Source organism: Acinetobacter sp. YH12134, assembly GCF_013418555.1.
Lineage (GTDB): Bacteria > Pseudomonadota > Gammaproteobacteria > Pseudomonadales > Moraxellaceae > Acinetobacter > Acinetobacter indicus.
On record NZ_VPBT01000018.1, the window covers coordinates 20360 to 44942 of the forward strand.

A 24583-nucleotide genomic window follows, 5' to 3' on the forward strand; every position below is an offset into this window, starting at 1 on the left:
TAAGAGTAGAGTCTATTTTCAAATGGTATTTAATTAGTGCCCATGTGCAGGTGCTTGCTCATGGCTTTCATCCATGGCAGCGTGTTCCGCTTCGGTCATCTGATGCTGTTCTGCGCTGGCCGCCGCACGAGCTTCACGCGCTTCGCGGTCAGCCTGAGCTTTGGCCAAAGCCTCTTCAGACATGGCAGGCGCATTTTTAAAGGCATGTTGCTGGGTGTTGTGTTTATTCTGCTGGCTTGGCATATAGTCCGGTTCATTGCTCACGGCAAGATAGAACAGGCCAAGAAATAACGCACCTAAAACCGAGAAAATAATAAGTGCTTTCCAACCCCAAGGAGATTTTTCTGGAGATGAGTGGTCGGTCATAACAAACTGCCCAATTGGATAAAAAGAAAACTGAATCTGTTGAAACTTTATAACATAATTATTTCAAAGTCCAAGCCAAGAAAATGCTTTCCTTGCGCCGAGGCGCGGCTCAATACTGTCGCCAGAACAGACAAGAGGCCCTAAAGGCCTCTTGAATGCTACCAAGCTGGATGGGTTTAAATTTGTTCGCCTTGCGCGACTTTGTCTTTTAATAACTGGGGCGGGGCAAAACGCTCACCATAACGCTGTTCCAAAGCTTGTGCTCGGTTTAGCGCATCTTTTAGGCCATATTGATTCAGGAACTGCAGGGCACCACCGGTCCACGGAGCAAACCCAATCCCGAAAATCGAGCCGACATTGCCATCTACCACCGATTCCAGCACGCCTTCTTCCAGACAGCGCAAAGTATCCAGCGATTGGACAAACAGGAAGCGGTCAATCAGTTCCTGCTCATCGACAGTCTGCTCTTTTTTCCAGTAACTGAGGCCTTCCCAGAGCGATTTTTTGCCACCTTCAGGATAGTCATAGAACCCGGCGCCGGCTGCTTTACCTTTACGGTTAAACTGATGGATCATGGTTTCAATGACTTCATCTGCACCTGAGCGTGGGCGTTCTTTGCCTTCCGCCTGCAAGGCTTTGCGGGTTTCTGCCGCGACATGCTCGGATAAGGTCAGCGAGACTTCATCCTGAATCGCCAGCGGTCCAACAGGCATCCCGGCTTTGAGCGCGGCCATTTCAATTTTGGCCGGATGGATGCCTTCGGCCAGCATACGCAGACCTTCCTGCACAAAAGTGCCAAACACGCGGCTGGTAAAGAAACCGCGACTGTCATTGACCACAATTGGCGTCTTGCCAATCTGCTGAACAAAGTCATAGGCCTTAGCCACAGTTTCACGATTTGTGTTCTGGCCTTTAATAATTTCAACCAGTTGCATCTTATCGACCGGGCTAAAGAAATGCAGACCAATAAAACGGCTTTGTTCGTTCGCGGCTTGCGCCAGACCGCTAATGGGCAGGGTCGAAGTATTAGAGGCCATCACGCCATCGGCAGTCAGATAGCCTTCGGCTTCCTGGGTCACCTGTGCTTTTAATTGCTGATTTTCAAACACCGCTTCAATGATCAGGTCACAACCAGCCAGATCTGCCGCTGAGGCCGTCGGGGTAATGCGCGCCAGAATCTGGTCACGTTTTTCTGCAGTCATCCGCCCTTGAGCAACTTTTTTATCCAGCAGTTTCTGGCTGTAGGCTTTGCCTTTTTCAGCATTTTCTACAGCAACATCTTTCAGGATGACCACAATGCCTTTAATGGCTGCAGCATAGGCAATTCCGGCACCCATCATTCCGGCACCTAAAATACCGACTTTTTTCGCCTGCCACTGCGGAATATCCTGTGGGCGGCTGGCACCGGATTTAATGGCATTCAGGCCATGCCAGAAGGTGCCAATCATATTTTTAGAGACCTGACCGGTCGCCAGATAGGTAAAATAACGTGATTCAATGGTCAGTGCGGTATCGACATCAACCTGTGCACCTTCGACCGCAGCCGACATAATTGCTTCCGGTGCTGGATAACAGCCTTTGGTCTTGTCACGTAAAATCGCCGGAGCAATCGCCAGCATCTGCGCCACCGCTGGATGTTTCGGATCACCGCCCGGAATTTTATAGCCTTTTACATCAAACGGTTGTTGTGATTTCGGATGTGCCTGAATCCAGTTGATGGCTTTTTGCAGCATTTCATCTGCTGAGTCGGCCGTGTCATGGATCAGGCCCAAAGACAGAGCTTTTTCTACCCCAAACTGTTTGCCTTCGATTAAAAATGGAAAAGCGGTTTGCAGGCCGAGCAGACCTACCATTCGCACGATGCCGCCGCCACCTGGTAGCAGGCCCAAAGTCACTTCCGGTAAACCGAATCTGGTTTTTGGGTCATTCAAGGCAATGCGGTGATGGCAGCCCAATGCCAGTTCCCAGCCACCGCCAAGCGCTGTACCATTTAAGGCAGCCACCACCGGAATACCACGCGTTTCGATATAACGCAGCTGGGCTTTCATGCCTTCTACCATTTGGAAAAAGTCGCTGGCCTGTTCCGGCTGGGCCTGAATCAGTTCATCGAGATCACCGCCGGCAAAGAAGGTTTTTTTGGCCGAACGGAAGATAATTCCGGCAATCTGTTCATCGGCTTTGAGTTTTTCCACAGTTTCTGCCAAAGCTGCACGGAAATCTGCATTCATGGTGTTGGCGGACTGGTTTGGCGAGTCTAGCGTTAAGATTACAATATTGTCGGCGTTTTTTTCGAATTGAATAGCGCTCATGCGGCTCCTCCTTAAACCAGTTCAATAATGGTGGCAATACCCATACCGCCACCGACACATAAGGTGGCCAGACCACGTTTTTTGCCCTGACGTTCCAGCTCATCCAGCAGGGTGCCTAAAATCATGGCACCGGTGGCCCCGAGTGGATGACCCATGGCAATTGCACCGCCGTTGACATTGACTTTGGCCGGATCGACCTGCATCTCGTTAATAAACCGCATGACCACCGCCGCAAAAGCTTCATTGACTTCAAACAGGTCAATGTCCTCAATACTTAGGCCAGCTTTGGCCAGAGCTTTACGGGCTGCCGGCGCAGGCCCGGTGAGCATGATGGTCGGATCAGCACCAACCAGTGCTGTGGCCAGCACTTTGGCGCGTGGTTTCAAACCCTGTTCCTGCACGGCTTTTTCCGAGGCCAGTAACACCAGCGCGGCACCATCGACAATACCGGAGGAGTTACCGGCATGATGCACATGCTGAATTTTCTCGACTTCAGGATATTTTTGCAGTGCAATGGCATCAAAACCCATCTGTCCCATCATTTCAAAACTTGGATTGAGTTTGGCCAGGCCTTCCGCCGTGGTATTCGGCTTAATAAATTCATCTTTGGCTAGAATTACAACACCGGCTTTGTCCTTGACCGGCACAATTGAACGCTCAAAATGACCATTGGCGTGCGCAGCCGCGGCTTTCTTTTGTGACTGCTCGGCAAAGGCATCGACATCGGCACGGCTATAGCCATCAATGCTGGCAATTAAATCGGCACCAATGCCTTGCGGGACAAATTTCGAGGCCATGTTGGTTTCCGGGTCCAGCGCCCACGGGCCGCCATCTGAACCCATTGGTACGCGGGACATTGACTCCACTCCACCGGCGACGACCAGATCTTCCCAGCCAGAGCGGACTTTTTGCGCGGCCAAGTTCACGGCTTCTAGACCGGAGGCACAAAAACGGTTGATCTGCACACCTGCCACATCATTGTTCCAGCCGGCAGCAATCGCTGCTGTTTTGGCAATATCGGCACCCTGATCACCGACCGGTGTGACGCAGCCCAGCACAATATCATCGACCTGGGCAGTATCCAGCTGATGGCGCTGTTTTAATTCACGCAACAGGGTGGTGACCAGACTGATCGGTTTCACTTCATAGAGTGAACCATCTTTTTTTCCTTTTCCGCGTGGTGTGCGAATGGCATCAATAATATAAGCCTCGCTCATGTGCTATCCCTTTGATGAGTTTTAAATTGTTATGCTTTTTGAGTGTAATGATTAATTGATGAAGTGCAATGACGAGAACGGGCGAGGTCAGATGATGCTTTTCGCCAATAAAAAAAGCCCTCACTTGGCGGTGAGGGCGGAGAGGAAGATCAAACCTGAAAAGACGTTGTCTAAAAAATGTTTAGTGATAACCGTGTAACTGGCGATATAGCCCTGGTGTCACTCCAGTCCATTTTTTAAAGGCACGGTGGAAGGTACTGGTTTCACTAAAGCCGACCTGTTGCGCTACATCTTCTAGCGTCAGTTCCGGATTCAGCAACAAGTGAATCGCGGCATCACGACGTAAGGCATCTTTGACGCCCTGATAGCTTTTACCTTCGGCTGCCAGACGGCGGCGCAGGGTTTGCGGCGACAGATACAGCATTGAGGCAACATCATTCAAGGTTGGCATTTCTTCGCCAATCTGGCTCTTCAGGACATCACGAATTCGTGAAGTTAAAGAGTTGGTATTTTTGAATTTCACTAATAACTGTGCCGGTGCCGCTTTCAGGAATTCTTCCAGGGTTTCTTCATTCTGGCGAATTGGCAAGTCCAGATAGTCGGCCGCAAAGGTAATTTCGGTACGCGGCATATCAAACTGCATCACTGGGGCGAAGAACAGCGCATCATATTCATCGGCATGGGCAGGGCGCTCATAACCAAAGTGGACACGTTCCAGCGGCAGACGGCGTTCAATTAACCACGATGCCAGACCATGCCAGATCATCAGCATACTTTCAGTAATAAAGTGGTCCGGGTCCATGTTCTTAGGAATTAACGGCACCAGACGGGCTTCGTGTTTGTCACGTTCCAGCGTCACCGACCATTCATCGCCAAACAGTTTATAGAACTGGGAGGACAGTTCTAAGGCATCACCCAAGGTTTTGGCATGGATGATCAGCTGGCACATGATGGCAAAAGTACCTAAGCGGCGGCCTTGAACATCAAAGCCGATGTGCTCGTCCTGAGTCACCATCCACAGCATTTTAATAAAACGGGTATATTGTTCTGGCGAGATTCGCGCTTTGGGCTGGCGTAACAGCTCGGCCTCAATACCCACGTGTGATAATAAGGTCTCGACGTCCATGCCAAGGCGTTTGACACCGGTTAGAGCCGCATTTACGAAGTGGATACTGATGGTATCGCGGCTCATATTAAAGCCTTCTGACTCTTTGTCTTTGGTAATCACGTATGTTTGACCTAAATGACATTAAAAATAAAGTTTTTGGCAATTTACTGGAGTTGTTTTGCCATTTTCACATATTAAATTGCCGAAATGATCAAGGTAAATGGCTGAACATGACATTGTGTTTATGCTTTTATATTTCTAAGATGATGAAAAAATCAACACAAATAGAGTAAAAACTCCAATGTCATACGCTTTAAACGGACTCAAAGTTTTAGATTTTTCCACCTTGTTACCCGGACCATTTGCCACGCTTTATCTGGCCGATTTAGGCGCAGAAGTGGTGCATATTGAATCACCGAACCGTCCCGATCTGGTCCGGCTATTTCCGCCCTATGCCAATGGCCAGGCGACTTCGCACAGTTACCTGAACCGCAATAAACAGTCGGTGACGCTGGATTTAAAAGACCCGGACAGCATTGCACAAATTAAAGCCAAAATTAAAGATTACGATATTGTGGTTGAGCAGTTTCGCCCTGGGGTAATGCAGCGTTTGGGGCTGGATTATGCCACATTGGCAGAAATTCATCCCGGACTGATTTATTGTTCCATTACCGGCTATGGACAAAGCGGTCCTTATCAGGCCAAGGCTGGACATGATATCAATTATTTAGCGCTTTCCGGTATTGCCGGGCATAGTGGCCGGGCACAGTCCGGGCCACCGCCAATGGGCATTCAGATTGCTGATGTTGCAGGTGGCTCACTACATGCGCTGGTCGGTATATTGGCCGCCGTCATTGAACGGCAAAGCAGCGGACAGGGACAATATATTGATATTTCCATGACTGACTGTGTGGCGGCCTTAAACAATATGGCTGCGGCAGCCAGCCTGGCCGGACAGGAACAGCAGCGTCCCGAAGCTGGTCATTTAAATGGCGCGATTTTTTATGACTATTATCGTACCTCAGATGGCCGCTATCTTTCGATCGGTGGTTTGGAGCCACAATTTATGCAAGGTCTGGCTGCGGTCCTGGAGTTGCCACTAATTGTGGAAAAAGGAAGTTCTTTTGATTCAGACGACCGGCAGGCGGTGAAACAGGCCATTGGCAATAAAATTCAATCCAAAAGCTGGGTAGAATGGCAGCAAATATTTGCCGAGCGGGATGTTTGTGTCGAACCGGTGCTGTATTTAGAAGAAGCACTGCATTCACCACTGGCCCAGCAACGCGAATGGGTGGTTCAAGTGCCACTGGAACAGGACAGCCCAGACACTGAAGCGCAGTTGGCCTGCCCGATTAAATTCTCGCGCTCCAAAGCTCGTTATGATTTCCGTGGCCAAGGTTTGGGGCAGGGGAACTGGTAACGCGCCGGTCTATAAAAGAGGTTTATCAGCCAATATAAGATGTTTATCCAGACCCAAAAGTGAGGATAAACATCTTATGAAAAAAAATGCTAAATAACGCAAAAAATAATGAAAGATCCAGAAAATAATAATGAATGGCTGCAAAGGCTTGCTTACAGCGCAAGTCCAGCTGACTTATCAATAAAATCGCTATGAAATATGTAAAAAACGCATTTTGTTGATAGATAAAATGTCGCTATCCTGTCGGTCGTTATAATGAAACTACTAGCTGTACGCCATGTATTTATATACTGATTTCGATCAGCAACTGATTAATGAACGTGTTGCGCAGTTCCGTGACCAGACGGAACGTTATTTAGCGGGCAAATTGACAGAAGATGAATATCGTCCACTTCGTCTCCAAAATGGTTTATATGTACAGCGCTATGCGCCAATGTTACGTATTGCCGTGCCTTATGGTTTAATGAGCTCGACCCAGCTGCGTAAAGTCGCTGCCTTGGCCAAGGCCTATGACCGTGGTTATGCCCACGTTTCAACACGTCAAAATATTCAGTTTAACTGGCCTGCACTAGAAAACGTGCCAGATATGCTGGCTGAACTGGCCACAGTTCAGATGCACGCGATTCAAACCTCAGGTAACTGTATCCGGAATACCACCACGGACCAGTATGCCGGTGTGGTCGCTGGTGAAATTGCCGATCCGCGTCCGACCTGTGAGCTGATCCGTCAATGGTCGACTTTCCATCCAGAATTTGCCTTCTTGCCACGTAAATTCAAGATTGCGGTATCTGCACTTGAAGAAATTGACCGTGCGGCAACTGCTTTCCATGATATTGGTGTGTATATTGTACGCAATGCAGCCGGCGAAATGGGCTATAAAATCATGGTTGGCGGTGGTTTGGGTCGTACCCCAATCATCGGTGCAGTGATTAAAGAATGGCTGCCACGTGAAGACTTAATTGCTTACTTGGAAGCAGTGCTGCGTGTCTATAACCTGCATGGCCGTCGTGATAACAAATATAAAGCACGTATCAAGATTCTGGTAAAAGCACTCACGCCAGAAGTATTTGCCGAGAAAGTTGAAGCTGAATTTGCACATACGGTGAAAACCTTAAAAGTCGATGCAGACACCCTGAAAAAAATGGATGAGAACTTTACGCCATTCGATTATCAGGACTATGAAGATGAGGACTTCACCGCGCTGTTTGCACAATATCCGAAGTTCAAGCAATGGTTTAACATCAATACCAATGCACACAAAGTGAAAGGCTACCGTATTGTCACCATTTCACTGAAACGTGCCGGTATTGCCCCGGGTGATGTCACCACGGAAGAAATGAACCTGATCGCTGACCTGGCTGATCAGTACACTTTCGGTGAATTACGTACTACACACGAGCAGAATATTGCCCTGGTAGATGTACCACAAAAAGACCTGTTTGCCTTATGGCAAACCCTGGATCAACACAACCTGGCGCGTGCGCACATTGGTTTCTTGACTGATATTATCTGCTGCCCAGGCGGTGATTTCTGCTCGCTGGCCAATGCCAAATCAATTCCAATTTCTGAAGCGATTTCACGCCGTTTTGATGACCTTGATACCATTTACAACCTGGGTAAACTGGATCTGAACATCTCCGGTTGTATGAATGCCTGTGGTCATCACCATGTCGGCAACATCGGGATTTTAGGTGTTGATAAAAAAGGCGCGGAATTCTACCAGATTACCCTGGGTGGTAATGCTGATCATGATGCCTCAATCGGTGACATCTTAGGGCCATCATTTGCTGCGGAAAAAGTGCCAGATGTGGTGGAAGAAATTTTAAATACTTATCTTGACCTGCGCCAGGAAGGTGAAGAGTTTATTGATACCTATCGCCGTGTTGGCATTCAACCATTTAAGGAGCGTGCATATGCTTAATACCGCACTACAAGTGCTCTCTAAAGATGGCACGATTGCAGACAATACTTACCAAATTATTGGTGAAGATGGCGTGTTACCACAAGGTGATGTGGTTTTAACGGTTGAGCAGCTCGATCAACTTGCTAATGTTTCAGGTAAAAAAGCGCTGTACTTAACCGTAGATGCTTCGCCTGAAACCAATGAGTTTCCGTTAGATCAGCTCGATGCCATCTTTATTGAGTTTGCAGGCTTTAACGATGGTCGTGGTTATTCATTTGCAGCACTGCTTCGCCGTCAGGGTTTTGAAGGCGAACTCCGTGCCACAGGTGATGTATTTAAAGATGTACTGAACTATATGAAGCGTTCCGGTTTCGATACCTTCGTGATTAAAGAAGGTAAAGATATTCAGGAAGCGGCAGCCGGTCTGGGTGATTTTACCCATCCTTATCAGGCTTCGACGGCCGTGGCTCAGGCACGTTATCAAACGGGTGCTTAATTTCACCCGTTGCGAAAAACCTCCGTCAGGAGGTTTTTTTGTTTTTATGCGATAGATTTAGATCAGCATCGCGACTGACTTTGCTTTAATTTGGTGCAAATACAACATTGTGGCACAATATGGTGCATTCTGTGAGCAGGCTGAATCATGGCTTGAATCCACAGAAGAAGCACCCAATCATCTTCGTTTTATGAATCTGATTTGGAAAAGTTTAACTATTAGCTTGAAGTGACTTGTCTGTATGCAACATTCTATTCGTATTGGTATTGCTGGTTATGGCAATTTAGGGCGTGGTGTGGAAACTGCCATTCAAAAGAATCCAGATTTACAGCTTGTGGGTATTTTTACTCGCCGTGCGCCTGAAACTGTTTCACCCTGCTTTACTGAAACCAAAGTTTTTCATATGGATGCATTGGTTGACTTCCAGAATCAGATTGATGTACTGATTTTATGTGGTGGATCGAAAGATGATTTGCCTAAACAGACCCCTGAATTAGCAAGTAAATTTAATACTGTCGACAGCTTTGATACACACGCACGTATTCCAGAGTTCTTTGATGCTGTAAATGCGCCAGCACTTGCGAACAAGAAAACAGCCATGATTTCGATTGGCTGGGACCCGGGTATGTTCTCTATCAATCGTTTGTTCGGTGAAGCATTACTTCCAGACGGTGAAACCTATACCTTCTGGGGTAAAGGTTTGAGTCAGGGTCACTCAGATGCGATTCGTCGTGTTGAGGGTGTGAAAGCGGGTGTGCAATATACCATTCCCTCCACCGATGCGATGGATAAGGTGCGTAGAGGTTCACGTCCAGAGTTAAGCACCCGAGATAAGCATACGCGTGAGTGCTATGTGGTACTTGAAGGGGGGGCAGACGCAGCCAAGGTTGAACAGGCCATTGTGACCATGCCGGATTATTTTGCGGACTACAATACAACGGTAAACTTCATTGATGAAGAAACTCTTCGCAATGAACACAATCGTATGCCACATGGTGGATTCGTGATTCGTAGTGGCAATACCAGCGATGCCCATAATCAAGTCATGGAATTCTCTTTGAAACTGGAGAGTAATCCTGAGTTTACGGCAAGCGTATTGGTGGCTTATGCACGTGCGTGTTACCGCATGAACCAGATGGGTCAGTACGGTGCGAAAACCGCATTTGATGTTGCACCAGGTTTATTGTCGATGAAGTCACCGGAACAACTGCGTAAAGAAATTCTTTAAGTATTAAAATTTAAACGGTTACTTTAATTGTGATGATAAAAAGCCTTCAAGTGAAGGCTTTTTATTTTTGTCCTTTATAATCCCCCTCCTTTAATAAAGGAGGGGTTAGGGGAGGATTGACTGAATTAAATCTCCCTAAACCCTGAACAAATTAAAAGTATTGCTTTTAACGAAGTGCAAGGTAAAGAGGGGTTTAAAAGATTAAATTAACTCAATCGCCACAGCAGTTGCTTCACCGCCACCGATACACAGGGCTGCGATACCACGCTTGCCGCCGGTACGTTTCAGGGCATGAATCAGGGTTAAAATAATACGTGAACCGGTCGAACCAACTGGGTGACCAAGTGCACAGGCACCGCCATTGATGTTGACTTTTTCTGGGTCCAGTTTGAACTCGTCCATTGGACACATGGTCACCATGGCAAAAGCTTCATTGATTTCCCACAGATCCACATCTGCAACCGTCCAGCCGGTTTTATCCAGAACTTTTTGAATTGCACCGACTGGCGCAATGGTAAATTCAGATGGATGCTGTGAATTCGAAGCATAGGCAATCAGCTTGGCTAGCGGTTGTAAACCTTTTGCTGCAGCGTTGTCTGCTGAGGTTAATACAAGTGCAGATGCACCATCCGAAATAGAGCTGGCATTGGCCGCAGTAATGGTGCCATCTTTAGCAAACGCTGGGCGTAGTGTTGGAATTTTTTCAATATTGGCGTTGAATGGTTGTTCATCTTTATCGACCACGACATCGCCTTTACGGGTAGACACCGTTACAGGCACGATTTCATCGGTAAAATAACCTTCATTCACTGCAGTTTGTGCACGTTTTAATGAACGAATAGCAAAGTCATCCATTTGCTCGCGGGTATAACCTTTGGTATTGGCCATGTCCTGTGCAAAAGAACCCATTAAACGGCCGGTTTCTGCATCTTCAAGGCCATCTAGGAACATATGGTCTTTGACTTCACCATGGCCCATACGGAAACCGCCGCGTGCTTTTGGCAGGATATACGGCGCATTGGTCATTGATTCCATACCACCAGCAACCACGTAAGTTGCTGAACCGGCTTTAATCATATCTGCGGCTTGCATGACCGCTTTCATGCCTGAACCACACAGTTTGTTAATGGTTACAGCACCGGTTGAATCCGGTAAGCCTGCCTTACGCATGGCTTGACGTGCAGGACCCTGTTTTAAGCCGGCCGGTAAAACACAGCCCATAATGACTTCTTCGATATCGGTCGGTTGTAAGCCAGCACGAGAAATAGCGGCTTGAATGGTGGCTGCACCTAAGTCGGGTGCGGTTAAACTGGCAAGACTACCCTGAAAACCACCCATTGCTGTCCGTGCACCATTAACAATTACGATATCCGTCATCGTTGTATCTCCAATCTGTTTCTAATCAATTCAATATTTATTTTGAGCTTAAGCCCTAGCAGTATAGGGGAAAAATCCACAGAATAAAGCGTAATTTTCATACATCTTTAGACGCATAAGTTTTAGCAGCTATTGGGAAATTCTATGCGTAGAAAACCACGATTACTGAGGAAAATACGCTGATTGGGGGTAAAACCTGAACAATAATAAAAACTGCCATTAGAGCCTAAAGGTAAACCCTGCTGGGCGTTAAATCTGAGACTGGGCAGAGACAGGGCGCCTTTCCATTCCAGGTTACCGTATTTCAGGCGGGTCTTTTCAGTTAAGACAATAGATTCACCTGAATCGAGGCTTCGGTTGCGGTTATGATCGATAAAAATAATAAAACCGCTGTTCCATTGATTATTCTGACATTGCTGCAGATCGGCACTCGGACAAATTACAATATTGGCGCGATAGGTGAGGGCTTGGGATTTGGCCAGGTTAATACTATATTGCAGTAAATAACGGATGCGCTTGGCTTCTTGCTGGGCCAGATATTGCTGAAAATGAGGCAAAGCAATCGCACTAATGATGCCAATAATTGCCATCACCACAATGAGTTCAAACAGACTAAAGCCTGTAGTGTGAGATTTAATTGGGTACATACTAAGTAGACCTATAATTTTTATATTTTTATTATGTTTCTGTAATACAAAATATTGTTTTGTAATATTTTTCTAGGTTGTCATTATTTTTACGCATCTTTCTATAAAGCTGCTAAAATAAAGTGGAAGTGACAATAAGCTATCCACAACAAAAAATTGAGTAAAAATTTACCGAATTACAACGGAAATTGTAAGTAATTTTGTCAATAATTTACTTGATTAAAATTATCAAGCACTTGGAAAAAGAATAAAGTGTTTGTATGATTCAAAGTGACTAGCTTAAAAAGAAAACTGGGGTAAAAAAAGCCTATCTCAGGATAGCCAAAACTTTAGGCTTGAGCTTGAACAACAATTTGTTATCTCTGGAGGATAAATCCATGAAAATGAGTCGTATTGCATTGGCAATGCTCGTAGCTGCGCCTTTAGCAGCTGCAAACGCAGGCGTAACTGTTACTCCATTAATGCTTGGTTACACTTTCCAAGACACTAAACACAACAATGGTTCTGAACACCTAAGTTCATCTGCTGAAATGGAAGATGATTTATTTGTTGGTGCTGCATTGGGTGTTGAACTGACTCCTTGGTTAGGTTTTGAAGCTGAATATAACCAAGTGAAAGGTGATATGGCTGAACAAGCTGGCGCTGAATATAAGCAAACTCAAATCAATGGTAACTTCTATGCGACTTCTGATTTGATCACTAAAAACTATGACAGCAAAGTTAAGCCATATGTATTGTTAGGTGCTGGTCACTACAAATACGAGTTTGACAACGATTTAGGTCGTGAAGGTCGTGGTCTTAAAGAAGAAGGTACTTTAGGTAATGCGGGTCTAGGTGCATTCTGGCACTTAAACGATGCATTAGCGCTGCGTACTGAAGCACGTGCTACTTATAACATCGATGAAGACTTCTGGAACTACACTGCTTTAGCAGGTCTGAACGTTGTTCTTGGCGGCCGATTAAAACCAGCTGCTCCTGTAGTAGAAGTTGCTCCAGTTGAGCCAGTTGCTCCAGTTCAACCAGCTCCACAAGAGTTGACTGAAGACCTGAACATGGAACTTCGCGTATTCTTTGATACCAACAAATCAAACATCAAAGATCAATACAAGCCAGAAATCGCTAAAGTTGCTGAAAAACTGGTTGAATATCCAAACGCAACAGCGCGTATCGAAGGTCACACAGACAACACTGGTCCACGTGCACTGAACGAGCGTTTATCTTTAGCTCGTGCGAACTCTGTGAAATCTTCACTTGTAAACGAATACAATGTTGACCCAGCTCGTCTGTCAACTCAAGGTTTCGCTTGGGATCAACCGATTGCTGACAACAACACCAAAGAAGGTCGTGCTATGAACCGTCGTGTATTCGCGACAATCACTGGTAGCCGTACAGTTACTGTACAACCAGAAGCAGCTGCTCAATAATTTGAGTAGACCTTAGAAAAAACGACTCTTCGGAGTCGTTTTTTTTTATAATGGAATTTTATTGTCTTAAAAATCCCGCAGTCTGGGTAAGATGGATATGAGCACAGAAATTCCGGATCAACTCCTTCAACTTGAAGCCAATGGTGGTATTTTTGCTATTTGGAAGATTTTTCAGCACTATGGGATTGATCTGGAAATTGCCGATCTGGTCCAGCTGTGCCGGCATAATAATGAAGATGGCACTTTCGGAATTGCGCTAGCAGTGGGGTTGAAAAAGCTGGGGCTTGAGGTGAGCTTTCATACCGATCCTGATCCGCACCAGCACCCGACGGAAGTGTTGTGTTATCAGGAAGCGCAGCAATTACAGATTCCGCTACAGCCGGCACTCAGCTATAGCGCTTTGCAGACATGTGTTGATCAGGGCCGCTTTGTGATAGTGTTCTATGACACACTAGAAGGCGTGGGGAATCATTCCTTAATCTATTCGATGGATGCAGAAGAGGTCTGTTTCTTTGACAGCTTTGATACAATGCCAGCACAGGTTTTCGAGCAGCAGCGTCAGGCAGAGGGCATTTGCCGTCAGGCCATTGTGATTGATGACCGAAATTTTGTGATGCGTTATAGCTAAGCCACATTTATCGAGATCATAAAAAAAGCAGTCACTTGGACTGCTTTTTTGTTGAGTGCTTTTAAAGAGAGCTGAGTGAATTATTCACGGTCGATTTTCATCGGCTGCACATCCATCTGCTGATAAGGAATCAGCTTGGTTTTGTATTTCCATTTATAGCCTAACCAGATGGCCAGGAACAATAAAATCCCGATATAGGTGGAAAGCACAGCCAGCCATTCACCCTCAAGTACCGCCTGGTAGTTCTGACCCAAGACTACAATCGCACATAAAGTGAAGGCAAACCATGGTGCGAACGGGAAGAACTTGGCACGATACGCCAGATCTTCAAGTTTATAGCCCTGAGCAAGATAGCCTTTGCGGAAACGATAATGAGAAACCGCAATACCCAGCCAGACAATAAAGCCACACATGCCTGACATATTCAGCAGCCAGTTAAAGACCTGTTCTTCACCAATAAAGGTGGTCAAGAAACATAATGCAGCAATGGCTGTAGTGGCATACAGCGCATTCATTGGTACGCCACGTGGATCAAGGCGGGCAAAGGCTTTTGGTGCACTGCCTTTACGTGCCATATCAAACAGCATACGCGTAGATGAATACATGCCTGAGTTACCCGCAGACAGGATCGCCGTTAGAATGACTGCATTCATGACGCTGGCTGCAAAGGCAAAACCGGCCCGTTCATACAGTAAGGTAAACGGTGACAGTGCCACATCATCTGTTGCAGCGGCCTGGAGTAATCGTGGATCATCATAAGCAATCAGGGTGCCGATAATGAAAATACACACGATATAGAACAACAGGATACGCCAGAAAATCTGTTTGATTGCAATCGGAATGGTTTTCTGCGGATCTTTGGATTCACCCGCAGCCACGCCGACCATTTCCGTGCCCTGGAAGGAGAAACCGGCAATCATCGCCACACCAATCAGGGCCGATAAACCACCGACAAATGGCGCTTCACCTTTGCTCCAGTTACCAAAAGTTGCAACATCCGGGGTCATCATGATCTTGGCGATCATGACCAGACCAATAATAATAAAGATGATAATCGCAAGCACTTTGACTAAAGAGAAGAAGAACTCGGACTCACCAAAGCCTTTGACTGTCAGGGCATTAATCGCAAACACCACGGTCAGGAACAGGGCACTCCAGTAGAAACCGGGAATATCCGGGAACCAGAACTTCATGATGAACTGTACCGCAACCAGTTCAAATGCCACGGTAATGGCCCAGTTATACCAGTAGTTCCAGCCTAGCGCGAAACCAAAACCACCTTCGACATATTTGCTGCCATAGGTAAAGAATGCACCTGAGGTCGGATTGTGGGTCGCCAATTCGCCCAAGCTGGTCATCAAGAAATAGATCATGACGCCAATCAGGGCATAGGCCAGTAATGCACCACCCGGACCAGCATTGGCAATGGTCGCACCGGAGGCCAGGAATAAACCGGTCCCGATCGATCCGCCAATGGCGATCATATTTAAGTGGCGAGCACCGAGCTTACGCTGCAGCTGTCGGCTGTGTTGAGTTTCGCTCATCATACTTCCTTAACGTTTTTTTGAGTGCTCGCGAACAGCACTTTAAAACCTTGTTGATCTGCTTTGACCGTACACTGGCCAAAACTCTGTTCAATCAACAGGGGATAATTTAAAAAGCGGTTGGCCACAATCCACAGTTCACCACCCGATTTCAGGTGGCGGCGCGCAGTTTTACACAGTTTTTCGCTGGCATCATAGTCGGTCTGAATCCCCTGATGAAAAGGCGGATTGCTGACAATGGCATGCAAAAACAGCGGTGCATCTTCAATGCCACTGACGGCTTTAATCTCAAGCTGCTGCGGATTGAGCTGGTTGTGCTCAAAAGTCATTTGGGTTGAAGCAAGTGCAAAAGCATCTACATCCAGCGCGAAGATACGGTTATCTGGATTCAGCTTGGCCAGATAGGCACTGATAATGCCGGCACCACAACCAAAATCGGCAATTTTACCCGATGGCACCTGGCTTAAATAAGGCAGAAAGACCGCTGTACCGACATCAAGCCGGTTCTGGCTGAACACACCTGGCAGGGCACAAATCTGCAGATCACCTTTTGGCGTCGCTACAGTATAACGCTGCGCCCAGTCGGCCAGTGCTTTTTTCTCGACGCTGCAGTCTAGTGTTAATTGCCAGAGTTGGCAATGACGGGCACTGTCGAGTTTTAAGGCTTTACCATAAGGCTGTAACTGTTTGGCTGCACGTTCGACGCCGCCTTTTTTCTCACCGACCAGAAAAACACTACTGCCGGTTTGCAGATGGGCGGCAACATTGTGCAGCACATAATTCAGCAGTTCTTTAGATTTCGGCACAAAAATAACCGCCTGATCAAATTCGCCTTCTGGAAAGTCGGCACCAAAATGAACGGGGGCAGTCTGGTTCTGGAAATAGTGGTAATCGTTAAAATTCCATGTCCAGAAAAAAGGCTGAACCGATTCACCGAATTCAGCGAACAGCTGGTCTGTAGGCGCATTGATCAGTAACACACGACCTGATAAATAATCATATTGTCGTAATAGCACTTCGCTTTTAGCATCCATGAGTCGCTCTCCAATAGAAAAACACTGTCCAAGTCCGGCTCAGACAGTGTTTTCTGGACATGAAATTACTTCTTGGTTTCAGGTAATACAATATTCAGAATCAGCGCTGCAATACCGCCGGTCGCAACACCTGAGCTAAAGATATTACGGAATAATTCTGGCAGATGTTCCAGAATTTGTGGCACTTGTGCAACGCCTAAACCCAGTGCCAGAGAAATGGCAATAATCAGCAGGGCACGACGATCCAGATGAATACCCGATAAAATGTTAATTCCCGATGCGGCTACCGCACCAAACATGACCATGACAGCACCACCCAGAACGGCTTGAGGCACAGCCTGAATCACGCCCGCAACAGCAGGTAATAGGCCTAAAATCACCAGCATCGCGGCAATCCAGATTCCGACATAACGGCTAGCCACACCGGTTAACTGAATCACACCGTTGTTTTGTGCAAATACCGAACTTGGGAAGGTGTTAAAGATACCGGCCAGGAATGAGTTAGCACCATTGACCAGCACACCACCTTTAATACGCTGCATCCATTTTGGACCATCTACGGGCTGGTTCGACAGTTTAGAGGTTGCGGTGATGTCACCAATCGCTTCTAACGACGTGACCAGATAAATAAAGGCCATTGGAATGAACAGGCTCCAGGAGAATTCCAGGCCAAAGTGCATTGGAGTTGGCACTTGTACCAGTGGCGCTTCCTGCAGACCAGAGAAGTCCAGATGACCCATAAAACCAGCCACAATATAACCCACGATCAGGGCAATCAGGATGGCGGAGCTTTTAATCCAGGTCACATTAATCCGGTTCAGGATAATGATTAAAGCCAGAACGGTACAGGACATGATCAGGTTATCGGCATTGGCGAAAGTCTTGTCCGACATGGCCTGATAGCCACCGCCCATACTGATTAAACCTTCTTTAATTAAGGTTAAACCAATCAGCAGGACCACAATCCCGGTCACCAGCGGGGTAATCAGTTTTTTAACCCATGGCAGAATTTGTGAAACACCCATCTCGATAAATGAACCGGCAATCACCACACCAAAAATAGCGGCCATAACCGACTCAACTGGTGTACCTGCTGCGACCATTGCAGAACCAATCCCGATGATTGGGCCAATAAAGTTAAAGCTGGTGCCCTGAACAATTAACAGTCCGGCACCAAAAGGGCCTACTTTTTTAGCTTGCAGGAAAGTTGCAATCCCCGAAATCACCAAAGACATCGATAAAATCATGTTGGTGTCTTCTTTGGAAACACCCAAGGCCAGACAGATCAACAGACCTGGTGTCACAATCGGGACAATAATGGCCAATAAGTGTTGGAAGGCAGCAAGAAAAGCAATAAATGGTTTAGGACGGTCATTCAGACCATAGACCAAATCCAGTTGCGGTTTTTGATCAGGAGATGAATTAAATTCAGACATAAGTCAAAAGCAAATTAGGCTAGGTGGCGGTATTCTAATCGAGTTACACGTCTTTACAAACTTTAAATCGTCGCTTCTGTCGAAAAAAGTTCGATTGTCAATAAAGTGTCACTACTAAATGAGAGTATTTTTCTGTATAATTTGCCCTCAAATTTAAAGCGTATCGAATTTACATGTCAGATATTAAAACTCTCCGCAACATCGCGATTATCGCGCACGTTGACCACGGTAAAACCACTCTTGTAGATAAACTTTTACAACAATCAGGTGCTCTCGGTGAACGAGCGGGCGAGATTGAGCGTGTCATGGATTCAGGCGCTATTGAAAGTGAACGTGGTATTACCATTCTTGCAAAAAACACTGCAATCAAATGGTTAGATAAACGTACCGATACTGAATACCGTATCAACATCGTGGATACCCCGGGACACGCCGACTTCGGTGGTGAAGTTGAACGTGTCATGTCGATGGTGGATTGCGTACTTCTTCTGGTTGACTCACAAGAAGGTCCAATGCCACAAACCCGTTTCGTAACGCAAAAAGCGTTCGCACGTGGTTTGAAGCCAATCGTGATCATCAATAAGGTCGACAAGCCAAACGCGCGTCCTGACTGGGTGATTGACCAGGTATTCGATTTGTTCGACAACCTGGGTGGTACTGACGAGCAGCTAGACTTCCCGGTGGTATATGCGTCTGGTTTACGTGGTGTTGCTGGTCCATCTCCAGAAGAACTGGCTGAAGATATGACACCGTTGTTTGAAACCATCGTAGACATCGTTGAACCACCAGCAGTTGACGTTGATGGTCCATTCCAGATGCAAGTGTCTTCACTGGACTATAACAGCTTCGTGGGTGTAATCGGTGTTGGTCGTATCCAGCGTGGTTCTGTAAAACTGAACACACCTGTAACTGTCATCGACAAAGACGGTAAAACACGTAACGGCCGTATCTTAAAAATCATGGGTTACCACGGTTTAGAGCGTATTGATGTAGATTCTGCATCTGCGGGTGACATCGTATGTGTAACCGGTATGGACGAGCTGCATATTTCTGACACCATCTGTGATCCGAAAAATGTTGAAGCATTACCACCGCTTTCTGTAGACGAACCAACCGTATCGATGACATTCCAGGTCAACAACTCGCCGTTCGCGGGTAAAGAAGGTAAGTTCGTGACCTCACGTAACATCCGTGAACGTCTAGACCGCGAATTGATTCACAACGTTGCACTGCGCGTTGAAGATACTGACAGTCCTGACCGTTTCAAAGTGTCTGGCCGTGGTGAACTTCACCTGTCAGTTCTGATTGAAAACATGCGTCGTGAAGGTTTCGAGATGGGTGTATCTCGTCCGCAAGTGATCTTGAAAGAGATTGATGGCGAAATGCAAGAACCATACGAAAACGTGACTTTTGACGTTGAAGAACAGCACCAAGGCGCTGTGATGGAGCAAATGGGTAACCGTAAAGGTGAGATGACCAATATGGAAGTGGACGGTAAAGGCCGTATCCGTATTGAAGCAACTGTTCCTTCACGTGGCCTGATTGGTTTCCGTTCTGAATTCATGACCATGACGTCTGGTACCGGTATCATGACCTCTAGCTTCTCGCACTACGGTCCAATGAAACAGGGTTCTGTAGCAAAACGTCAAAACGGTGTACTGATTTCTATGGTTCAAGGGACTTGCTTGGGCTATGCACTGTTCAGCTTGCAAGACCGTGGCCGTCTATTCGCTAAACCTCAGTTAGAAGTTTACGAAGGTATGATCGTAGGTATTAACTCTCGTTCAGACGATATGGTGGTGAACCCAACCAAAGCGAAACAGTTAACCAACGTACGTGCATCTGGTACGGATGATGCGTTAACTCTGGTTCCTGCAATTGAATTCACACTTGAACAAGCACTTGAATTCATTGAAGATGATGAGCTGGTTGAAGTAACGCCGAAGTCAATCCGTATCCGTAAGCGTTACCTGACTGAAAACGAACGTAAGCGTAACAAATCTTAATTTTTAAAATTAAGAAGAAAAAAGAAACCGCCAGGTCCACTTGGCGGTTTTTTTTGTATTAAATGTTCTAAAACTCCTTGGAAATAATTGAAAAAAGCGTACATTAAGCAGAAATCAAATCCTAGTAATTATGTATACTTCATCACATAAATAAAGATATATTCTGGAGCGCATATGAGCATTTTAAAAGAATTTAGAGAGTTTGCTATTAAAGGCAACATGATGGACCTGGCAGTCGGTGTCATCATTGGTGGTGCATTCGGTAAGATTATTGATTCACTGGTAAAAGATGTGATCATGCCGCTGATTTCATGGATTTTAGGTGGTGATGTCGATTTCACCAATAAATTCCTGATTCTGGGTGATAACCCGAACAATGTCCAAACCTTGGCTGCTGCCCAGGAAGCGGGTCTGAACATTTTCCATTATGGTAATTTCCTGACCATCTTCATTAACTTCCTGTTATTGGCCTGGGTGGTGTTCTGGTTGGTGAAACTGATGAACAAAATGCGCCGTAAGCAGGAAGCAGAGCCAGAACCGGCAGCAACTCCAGAAGATATCGAATTACTGCGTGAAATTCGTGACGAATTGAAAAAACGTCCGCAGGCGTAATTGAAAGCAAAAGAAAACGGCGCAAAGGCGCCGTTTTTTATAGAATCCCTCCCAACCTCCCTTTAATAAAGAGAGGAGAAGTCCCCCTTTGCCAAAGGGGGATTTAGAGGGATTAAAAATCCATCCGGAATTTAATTTCCACCAAATGAAAACCAAACTGGCTTTTGACCGGACCATGCAACACCCGTTCAGCAGCCGTAAAGACCAATTTATCAATCACTGGGACCAGTTGGCCTTTTTTCACTTCACCGAGTTCGCCGCCACGTTTGGCTGAGTTGCAGGTGGAATACTGTTTGGCAATTTTGGCAAAGTCTGCACCTGCTTGCAGCTTCTTTTTTAGCTGCTCGGCAGTATCTTTATCTTTCACCAGAATATGACGGACGATGGCCGTTTTCATGGGTATTACCTCGCTGTATGTTTTGGCTTGCTGGTTTTAGGACGAGCCAGTTTGACTTTCTTCAGCGGTTGGCACTCCGGGCAAAACACTGAGGCGCGCTGACCAAGCTTGAGGTTTTCCAGTGTGGTTTCACAGTTGACACACATTTCACCGGCACGACCATAGGCCAGCAGGGTTTGCTGAAAATAGCCATTTTCACCCATGGCATTGCTATAGTCGCGTAAGGTCGATCCACCCAAATCAATGGCCTGTTTTAAAATCCGTTTGATCTCCACAGTTAGTTTGTCAATCTGTTCCAGACTTAAGCTCGACGCCGGTTGTGCCGGGTGAATGCCCAGATTAAACAGACTTTCTGTGGCGTAAATATTGCCCACGCCCACCACCACATGGTTATCCATGATTGCAATTTTAATGCCGACATTTTTGTTTTTCAGTTTATCGGCCAGATAGTGAGCATTGAAAGCATCACTTAAAGGTTCAGGCCCGAGCGTATCAATCAGTTTGCTTTGCGAGTTTTCATCTAGCCAGAGAATACAGCCAAAACGGCGCGGGTCGTGGTAGCGCAGCTGAATATCATCAAACTGGATAATCAGATGGTCATGTTTGCGCAGTTCGGCCTCGGGCTCACATAGGCGGAAGCTGCCGGACATGCCCAGATGCCACAGCATGCTGTCCTGTTCAAACTGGGCCAGAATATATTTGGAGCGACGGGTCAGGTTCAGTAGTTTTTGCCCGACCAGTTTGTGTAGATCGTCTGGAATTGGCCAGCGTAAGCTGGACTGGCGTACCTGCACGGCGTGCACACGCTGTTCTAGCAGCGGTAATAAACTGGTTTTGGTGGTTTCAACTTCAGGTAATTCAGGCATGGGCAGGCTTCGGCATGAGGATGCAGCTAATATCGGGTTGAATCTTGAAAAATACAAGACAGAGCAAGGCTGCATTATAAAGTGAATTGCCGTACCGTGCAGCCGGATCAGTCTTGCGGCTCAAACTGGACATTCACAGAAAAATAAAAGCGATTCAGCGTCCAGGTAAAAAAATGTAAGCCTGCACATCATTAATGTTGAAAATCACATGCCGCCCACAAAAAAACGCCAAGATAGGGCAAAACAAAAATGAGTTATCCAGATGAGGAGCAATATGCATACGCCGCAACACATCATCGAGATCTGTCAGCAGCAGCAACGTCAATTAAGTCTGTTTCTCGATTTAGACGGTACCCTGGCCGATTTTCAGCTTGACCCGCAGCACAGTTTTATTCCTACCTCGACTTTAAATACTCTGGCCGAATTACTGCAGCTGGGAATTCCGGTGAGTGTGGTCACTGGCCGCTCCATTGAGATGGCCAGACAGCTGTTACAGCAGTTACCGCTGCCGATTGCCGAGTTACATGGATTACAAATTTGGTGGAATAGTACAAAGAAATTACAACTTGATTTAAGTCATATTAATTATAAGCAGCTCCGGGCAGACCTGAGTCAGGCCTGTCGCGCCTACCCGAATTTACGTATTGAGGATAAGCAGTTTTCGGTAGCCCTGCACTACCGGGAATATCCAGATCTTGCACCGGTTGCACAGCAGATTATGGCGGTGCTACAAGCGCGTTATCCTCAACTTAAACTTAAGCAGGGCAAGTGTGTGGTCGAGCTTTTGCCTCAGCAAGCGAGTAAAGGTTTTGCAATTAGTCGCTTACTGGAAGCAATGCCAGAAAACAGCACTTTTCCCATTTTTATTGGTGATGATGTGACGGATGAAGATGGATTTGCTGTGGTCAATCAGCATCAGGGTTTGAGTATTAAAGTCGGTGAAGGCGAAACACAGGCCCGCTATCGGCTGGCCAATACCCAAGCGGTGGCAGAGTTGCTGCATTTAATAAAAATACATTGCGAAACAGGAGCAATGACCATCAAAAGAGGATGTGAGGGTAAAAATGTCAAAGCTAATCGTGTTATCCAATCGGGTCAGTTTACCGAATCCTGAAAAAAAAGCCGCAGGTGGTCTGGCGGTGGCCATGCAAGATGCACTGCATGATATTGGCGGGATCTGGGTGGGCTGGAATGGTGAAAGAGTCGAGCAATTTTCCCAGCTGAAATTCGACTCGGTGCAGCATCAGGGTGTGGAATATCTGACCAGCCCCTTAACTGAACAGCAGTACCAGCAATATTACTGTGGCTTTGCCAACAATGCCTTGTGGCCGGCCATGCATGATCGCAGCGATTTAATTGAATACTCCACAGACGAATATCTGACTTATCAGGAAGTCAATCGCATGTTTGCCGAACAGCTACAGGCGATTGCTGAGCCGGATGATGTGATCTGGGTGCATGACTATCATTTTTTCAGTATCGCCCGGCATTGCCGCCAGTTAGGCATGCATAACAAGATTGGTTTTTTCCTGCATATTCCTTTTGCCCATGAAGCGGTGTGGCGGGAAATTCCGGTGGCATCACGTTTACTGCAAGACCTCTGTGAATATGATGTAGTTGGACTGCAAACCCAGCGCGATCAGCAGCAATGTATGCGCATTTGCCAGACCATGCTCAGTGGTGAGGAAATTCATCCTTATATCCTGCGTTATCAGAATAAGCTGACCATGATGAAGAGTTACCCCATTGGGGTGAATCCAGACCTCATCCAGCACGCGGCCGCTCAGCCCTTAACGAGCACCCAAGATATCTTTGATTTTGACTCCCTGGCCCAACAAAAAACTATTATCGGCGTTGACCGGATTGATTATTCCAAAGGGCTGCTAGAACGTTTTGATGCTTTTGCCCATTTCCTGGCTTCTTATCCTGAATATCACCAGCAGGTGGTGGACCTGCAAATTGCCTGTCCATGCCGCATGGATATTCCCGCCTATCAGCGCCTGTACCAGCGTTTAGAAGACCAGATTGCCGCCATTAACAGCCAATATGCTACAGCAGACTGGTTGCCGGTGAATTGCAGTCATCAGACCTTGGCACATGAAGTGCTGATGAAAATTTACCGCCAGTCGGATATTTGCTGGGTCACTTCTTTAAAAGACGGTATGAATTTGGTGGCCAAAGAATATATTGCCGCTCAGGATGCCGATAATCCGGGCGTGCTGATTCTGTCCGATAAAGCCGGTGCCGCAGACCAGATGCCGGATGCACTAATTGTGAATCCACATGACCGCGAGGCCATGACGCGAGCCCTGAAACAGGCACTGGAGATGCCGCGAGCAGAGCGGATACAGCGTTACAGTCGCTTAATGGATGGTCTGAAAAAATTTGATATTGCCGACTGGCGTACTACTTTCTTAAATGATCTGCGCCATAACAGCTTCCTGTATCACTACAAGATGCCGCTTCGCGCCCAGGTCTCGCCGGTGATTCACTAATACGTTAACAATTTTCAATATTTATCTGCTCAGCCACGTGCTAAATCTAAACAGGGTCATCAGTTAAAAA

General features: G+C 46.6%; 21 protein-coding genes. 10 read left to right on the plus strand and 11 right to left on the minus strand.

Annotation, left to right across the window (positions count from 1 at the left end; translation table 11 throughout):
* Window positions 1-33: 33 nt before the first annotated feature.
* The 4 genes from FTU69_RS10850 to FTU69_RS10865 all read right to left on the minus strand — a co-directional run bounded on the left by FTU69_RS10850 (window position 34) and on the right by FTU69_RS10865 (window position 5084).
* Window positions 34-366, minus strand: coding sequence for a hypothetical protein (locus FTU69_RS10850; protein ID WP_016659810.1), 333 nt, complete (start codon window positions 364-366; stop codon window positions 34-36).
* Between the two features lie 176 nt (window positions 367-542).
* Window positions 543-2675: a 3-hydroxyacyl-CoA dehydrogenase NAD-binding domain-containing protein gene (locus tag FTU69_RS10855; protein WP_180103870.1), complete on the minus strand. Its 2133-nt coding sequence runs from the start codon at window positions 2673-2675 to the stop codon at window positions 543-545.
* Between the two features lie 11 nt (window positions 2676-2686).
* Complete coding sequence (locus FTU69_RS10860) at window positions 2687-3892, minus strand: acetyl-CoA C-acetyltransferase (protein WP_180103871.1); 1206 nt, start codon at window positions 3890-3892, stop codon at window positions 2687-2689.
* Window positions 3893-4073: 181 nt separating this feature from the next.
* Complete coding sequence (locus FTU69_RS10865; RefSeq protein WP_180103887.1) at window positions 4074-5084, minus strand: AraC family transcriptional regulator; 1011 nt, start codon at window positions 5082-5084, stop codon at window positions 4074-4076.
* Window positions 5085-5301: 217 nt separating this feature from the next.
* Between FTU69_RS10865 and FTU69_RS10870 the strand changes: the two genes are divergently transcribed.
* The 4 genes from FTU69_RS10870 to FTU69_RS10885 all read left to right on the plus strand — a co-directional run bounded on the left by FTU69_RS10870 (window position 5302) and on the right by FTU69_RS10885 (window position 10047).
* Window positions 5302-6420, plus strand: a complete 1119-nt coding sequence (locus tag FTU69_RS10870; RefSeq protein WP_180103872.1) for a CaiB/BaiF CoA-transferase family protein — start codon at window positions 5302-5304, stop codon at window positions 6418-6420.
* Window positions 6421-6697: 277 nt separating this feature from the next.
* Window positions 6698-8341 carry a nitrite/sulfite reductase gene (locus tag FTU69_RS10875; protein WP_180103873.1) on the plus strand — a complete coding sequence of 548 codons (1644 nt, stop codon included), beginning with the start codon at window positions 6698-6700 and terminating at the stop codon, window positions 8339-8341.
* Window positions 8334-8819, plus strand: a complete 486-nt coding sequence (locus FTU69_RS10880) for a DUF934 domain-containing protein (protein WP_005175797.1) — start codon at window positions 8334-8336, stop codon at window positions 8817-8819. The genes FTU69_RS10875 and FTU69_RS10880 overlap by 8 nt, the downstream gene beginning before the upstream one ends.
* Window positions 8820-9060: 241 nt before the next feature.
* A complete protein-coding gene (locus tag FTU69_RS10885; protein WP_180103874.1) occupies window positions 9061-10047 on the plus strand; it encodes a diaminopimelate dehydrogenase in 987 nt (328 codons plus the stop codon).
* Between the two features lie 201 nt (window positions 10048-10248).
* Here FTU69_RS10885 and FTU69_RS10890 read toward each other — a convergent pair whose 3' ends face one another.
* Both FTU69_RS10890 and FTU69_RS10895 read right to left on the minus strand, forming a co-directional pair.
* A complete protein-coding gene (locus FTU69_RS10890) occupies window positions 10249-11424 on the minus strand; it encodes an acetyl-CoA C-acyltransferase (protein WP_005175806.1) in 1176 nt (391 codons plus the stop codon).
* Window positions 11425-11546: 122 nt separating this feature from the next.
* On the minus strand, window positions 11547-12071 hold the full coding sequence (locus FTU69_RS10895; RefSeq protein ID WP_163142719.1) for a GspH/FimT family pseudopilin: 525 nt from the start codon (window positions 12069-12071) through the stop codon (window positions 11547-11549).
* Between the two features lie 377 nt (window positions 12072-12448).
* Between FTU69_RS10895 and omp38 the strand changes: the two genes are divergently transcribed.
* The gene (gene omp38 / locus FTU69_RS10900; protein ID WP_180103875.1) at window positions 12449-13495 is read left to right on the plus strand and encodes an outer membrane protein Omp38; all 1047 of its coding nucleotides are present in this window, start codon (window positions 12449-12451) and stop codon (window positions 13493-13495) included.
* Window positions 13496-13592: 97 nt separating this feature from the next.
* Window positions 13593-14123, plus strand: coding sequence for a peptidase C39 (locus tag FTU69_RS10905; protein ID WP_180103876.1), 531 nt, complete (start codon window positions 13593-13595; stop codon window positions 14121-14123).
* Window positions 14124-14203: 80 nt separating this feature from the next.
* Here the strand turns inward: FTU69_RS10905 and FTU69_RS10910 are convergent, their stop codons facing one another.
* From FTU69_RS10910 to FTU69_RS10920, 3 genes are all read right to left on the minus strand, one after another.
* Window positions 14204-15667, minus strand: a complete 1464-nt coding sequence (locus FTU69_RS10910) for an amino acid permease (protein WP_180103877.1) — start codon at window positions 15665-15667, stop codon at window positions 14204-14206.
* Window positions 15667-16701, minus strand: a complete 1035-nt coding sequence (locus FTU69_RS10915; protein ID WP_104473660.1) for a class I SAM-dependent methyltransferase — start codon at window positions 16699-16701, stop codon at window positions 15667-15669. The genes FTU69_RS10910 and FTU69_RS10915 overlap by 1 nt, the downstream gene beginning before the upstream one ends.
* A 65-nt stretch (window positions 16702-16766) precedes the next feature.
* Window positions 16767-18137: a uracil-xanthine permease family protein gene (locus FTU69_RS10920; RefSeq protein WP_005175824.1), complete on the minus strand. Its 1371-nt coding sequence runs from the start codon at window positions 18135-18137 to the stop codon at window positions 16767-16769.
* A gap of 173 nt (window positions 18138-18310) precedes the next feature.
* On the opposite strand from FTU69_RS10920, the gene typA reads away from it, so the two are divergent.
* Together typA and mscL are read left to right on the plus strand one after the other, a co-directional pair.
* Window positions 18311-20143, plus strand: a complete 1833-nt coding sequence (typA, locus tag FTU69_RS10925) for a translational GTPase TypA (RefSeq protein WP_005175828.1) — start codon at window positions 18311-18313, stop codon at window positions 20141-20143.
* Between the two features lie 174 nt (window positions 20144-20317).
* A complete protein-coding gene (mscL, locus tag FTU69_RS10930; protein WP_005175830.1) occupies window positions 20318-20755 on the plus strand; it encodes a large conductance mechanosensitive channel protein MscL in 438 nt (145 codons plus the stop codon).
* 112 nt (window positions 20756-20867) lie between these two features.
* On the opposite strand, the gene FTU69_RS10935 is transcribed toward mscL, so the two are convergent.
* Window positions 20868-21152 (minus strand): peptidylprolyl isomerase, encoded by a 285-nt coding sequence (locus FTU69_RS10935; protein WP_005175832.1) that lies wholly within the window; start codon window positions 21150-21152, stop codon window positions 20868-20870.
* 5 nt (window positions 21153-21157) lie between these two features.
* The gene (gene mutM, locus FTU69_RS10940) at window positions 21158-22018 is read right to left on the minus strand and encodes a bifunctional DNA-formamidopyrimidine glycosylase/DNA-(apurinic or apyrimidinic site) lyase (RefSeq protein ID WP_127800807.1); all 861 of its coding nucleotides are present in this window, start codon (window positions 22016-22018) and stop codon (window positions 21158-21160) included.
* 274 nt (window positions 22019-22292) lie between these two features.
* Here mutM and otsB point away from each other — a divergent pair, with 274 nt between their 5' ends.
* Both otsB and FTU69_RS10950 read left to right on the plus strand, forming a co-directional pair.
* Window positions 22293-23132 carry a trehalose-phosphatase gene (gene otsB, locus FTU69_RS10945; RefSeq protein WP_177155362.1) on the plus strand — a complete coding sequence of 280 codons (840 nt, stop codon included), beginning with the start codon at window positions 22293-22295 and terminating at the stop codon, window positions 23130-23132.
* Window positions 23083-24513: a trehalose-6-phosphate synthase gene (locus tag FTU69_RS10950; protein WP_168382118.1), complete on the plus strand. Its 1431-nt coding sequence runs from the start codon at window positions 23083-23085 to the stop codon at window positions 24511-24513. Before otsB ends, FTU69_RS10950 begins: the two co-directional genes overlap by 50 nt.
* The last annotated feature ends 70 nt before the right edge of the window (window positions 24514-24583 follow it).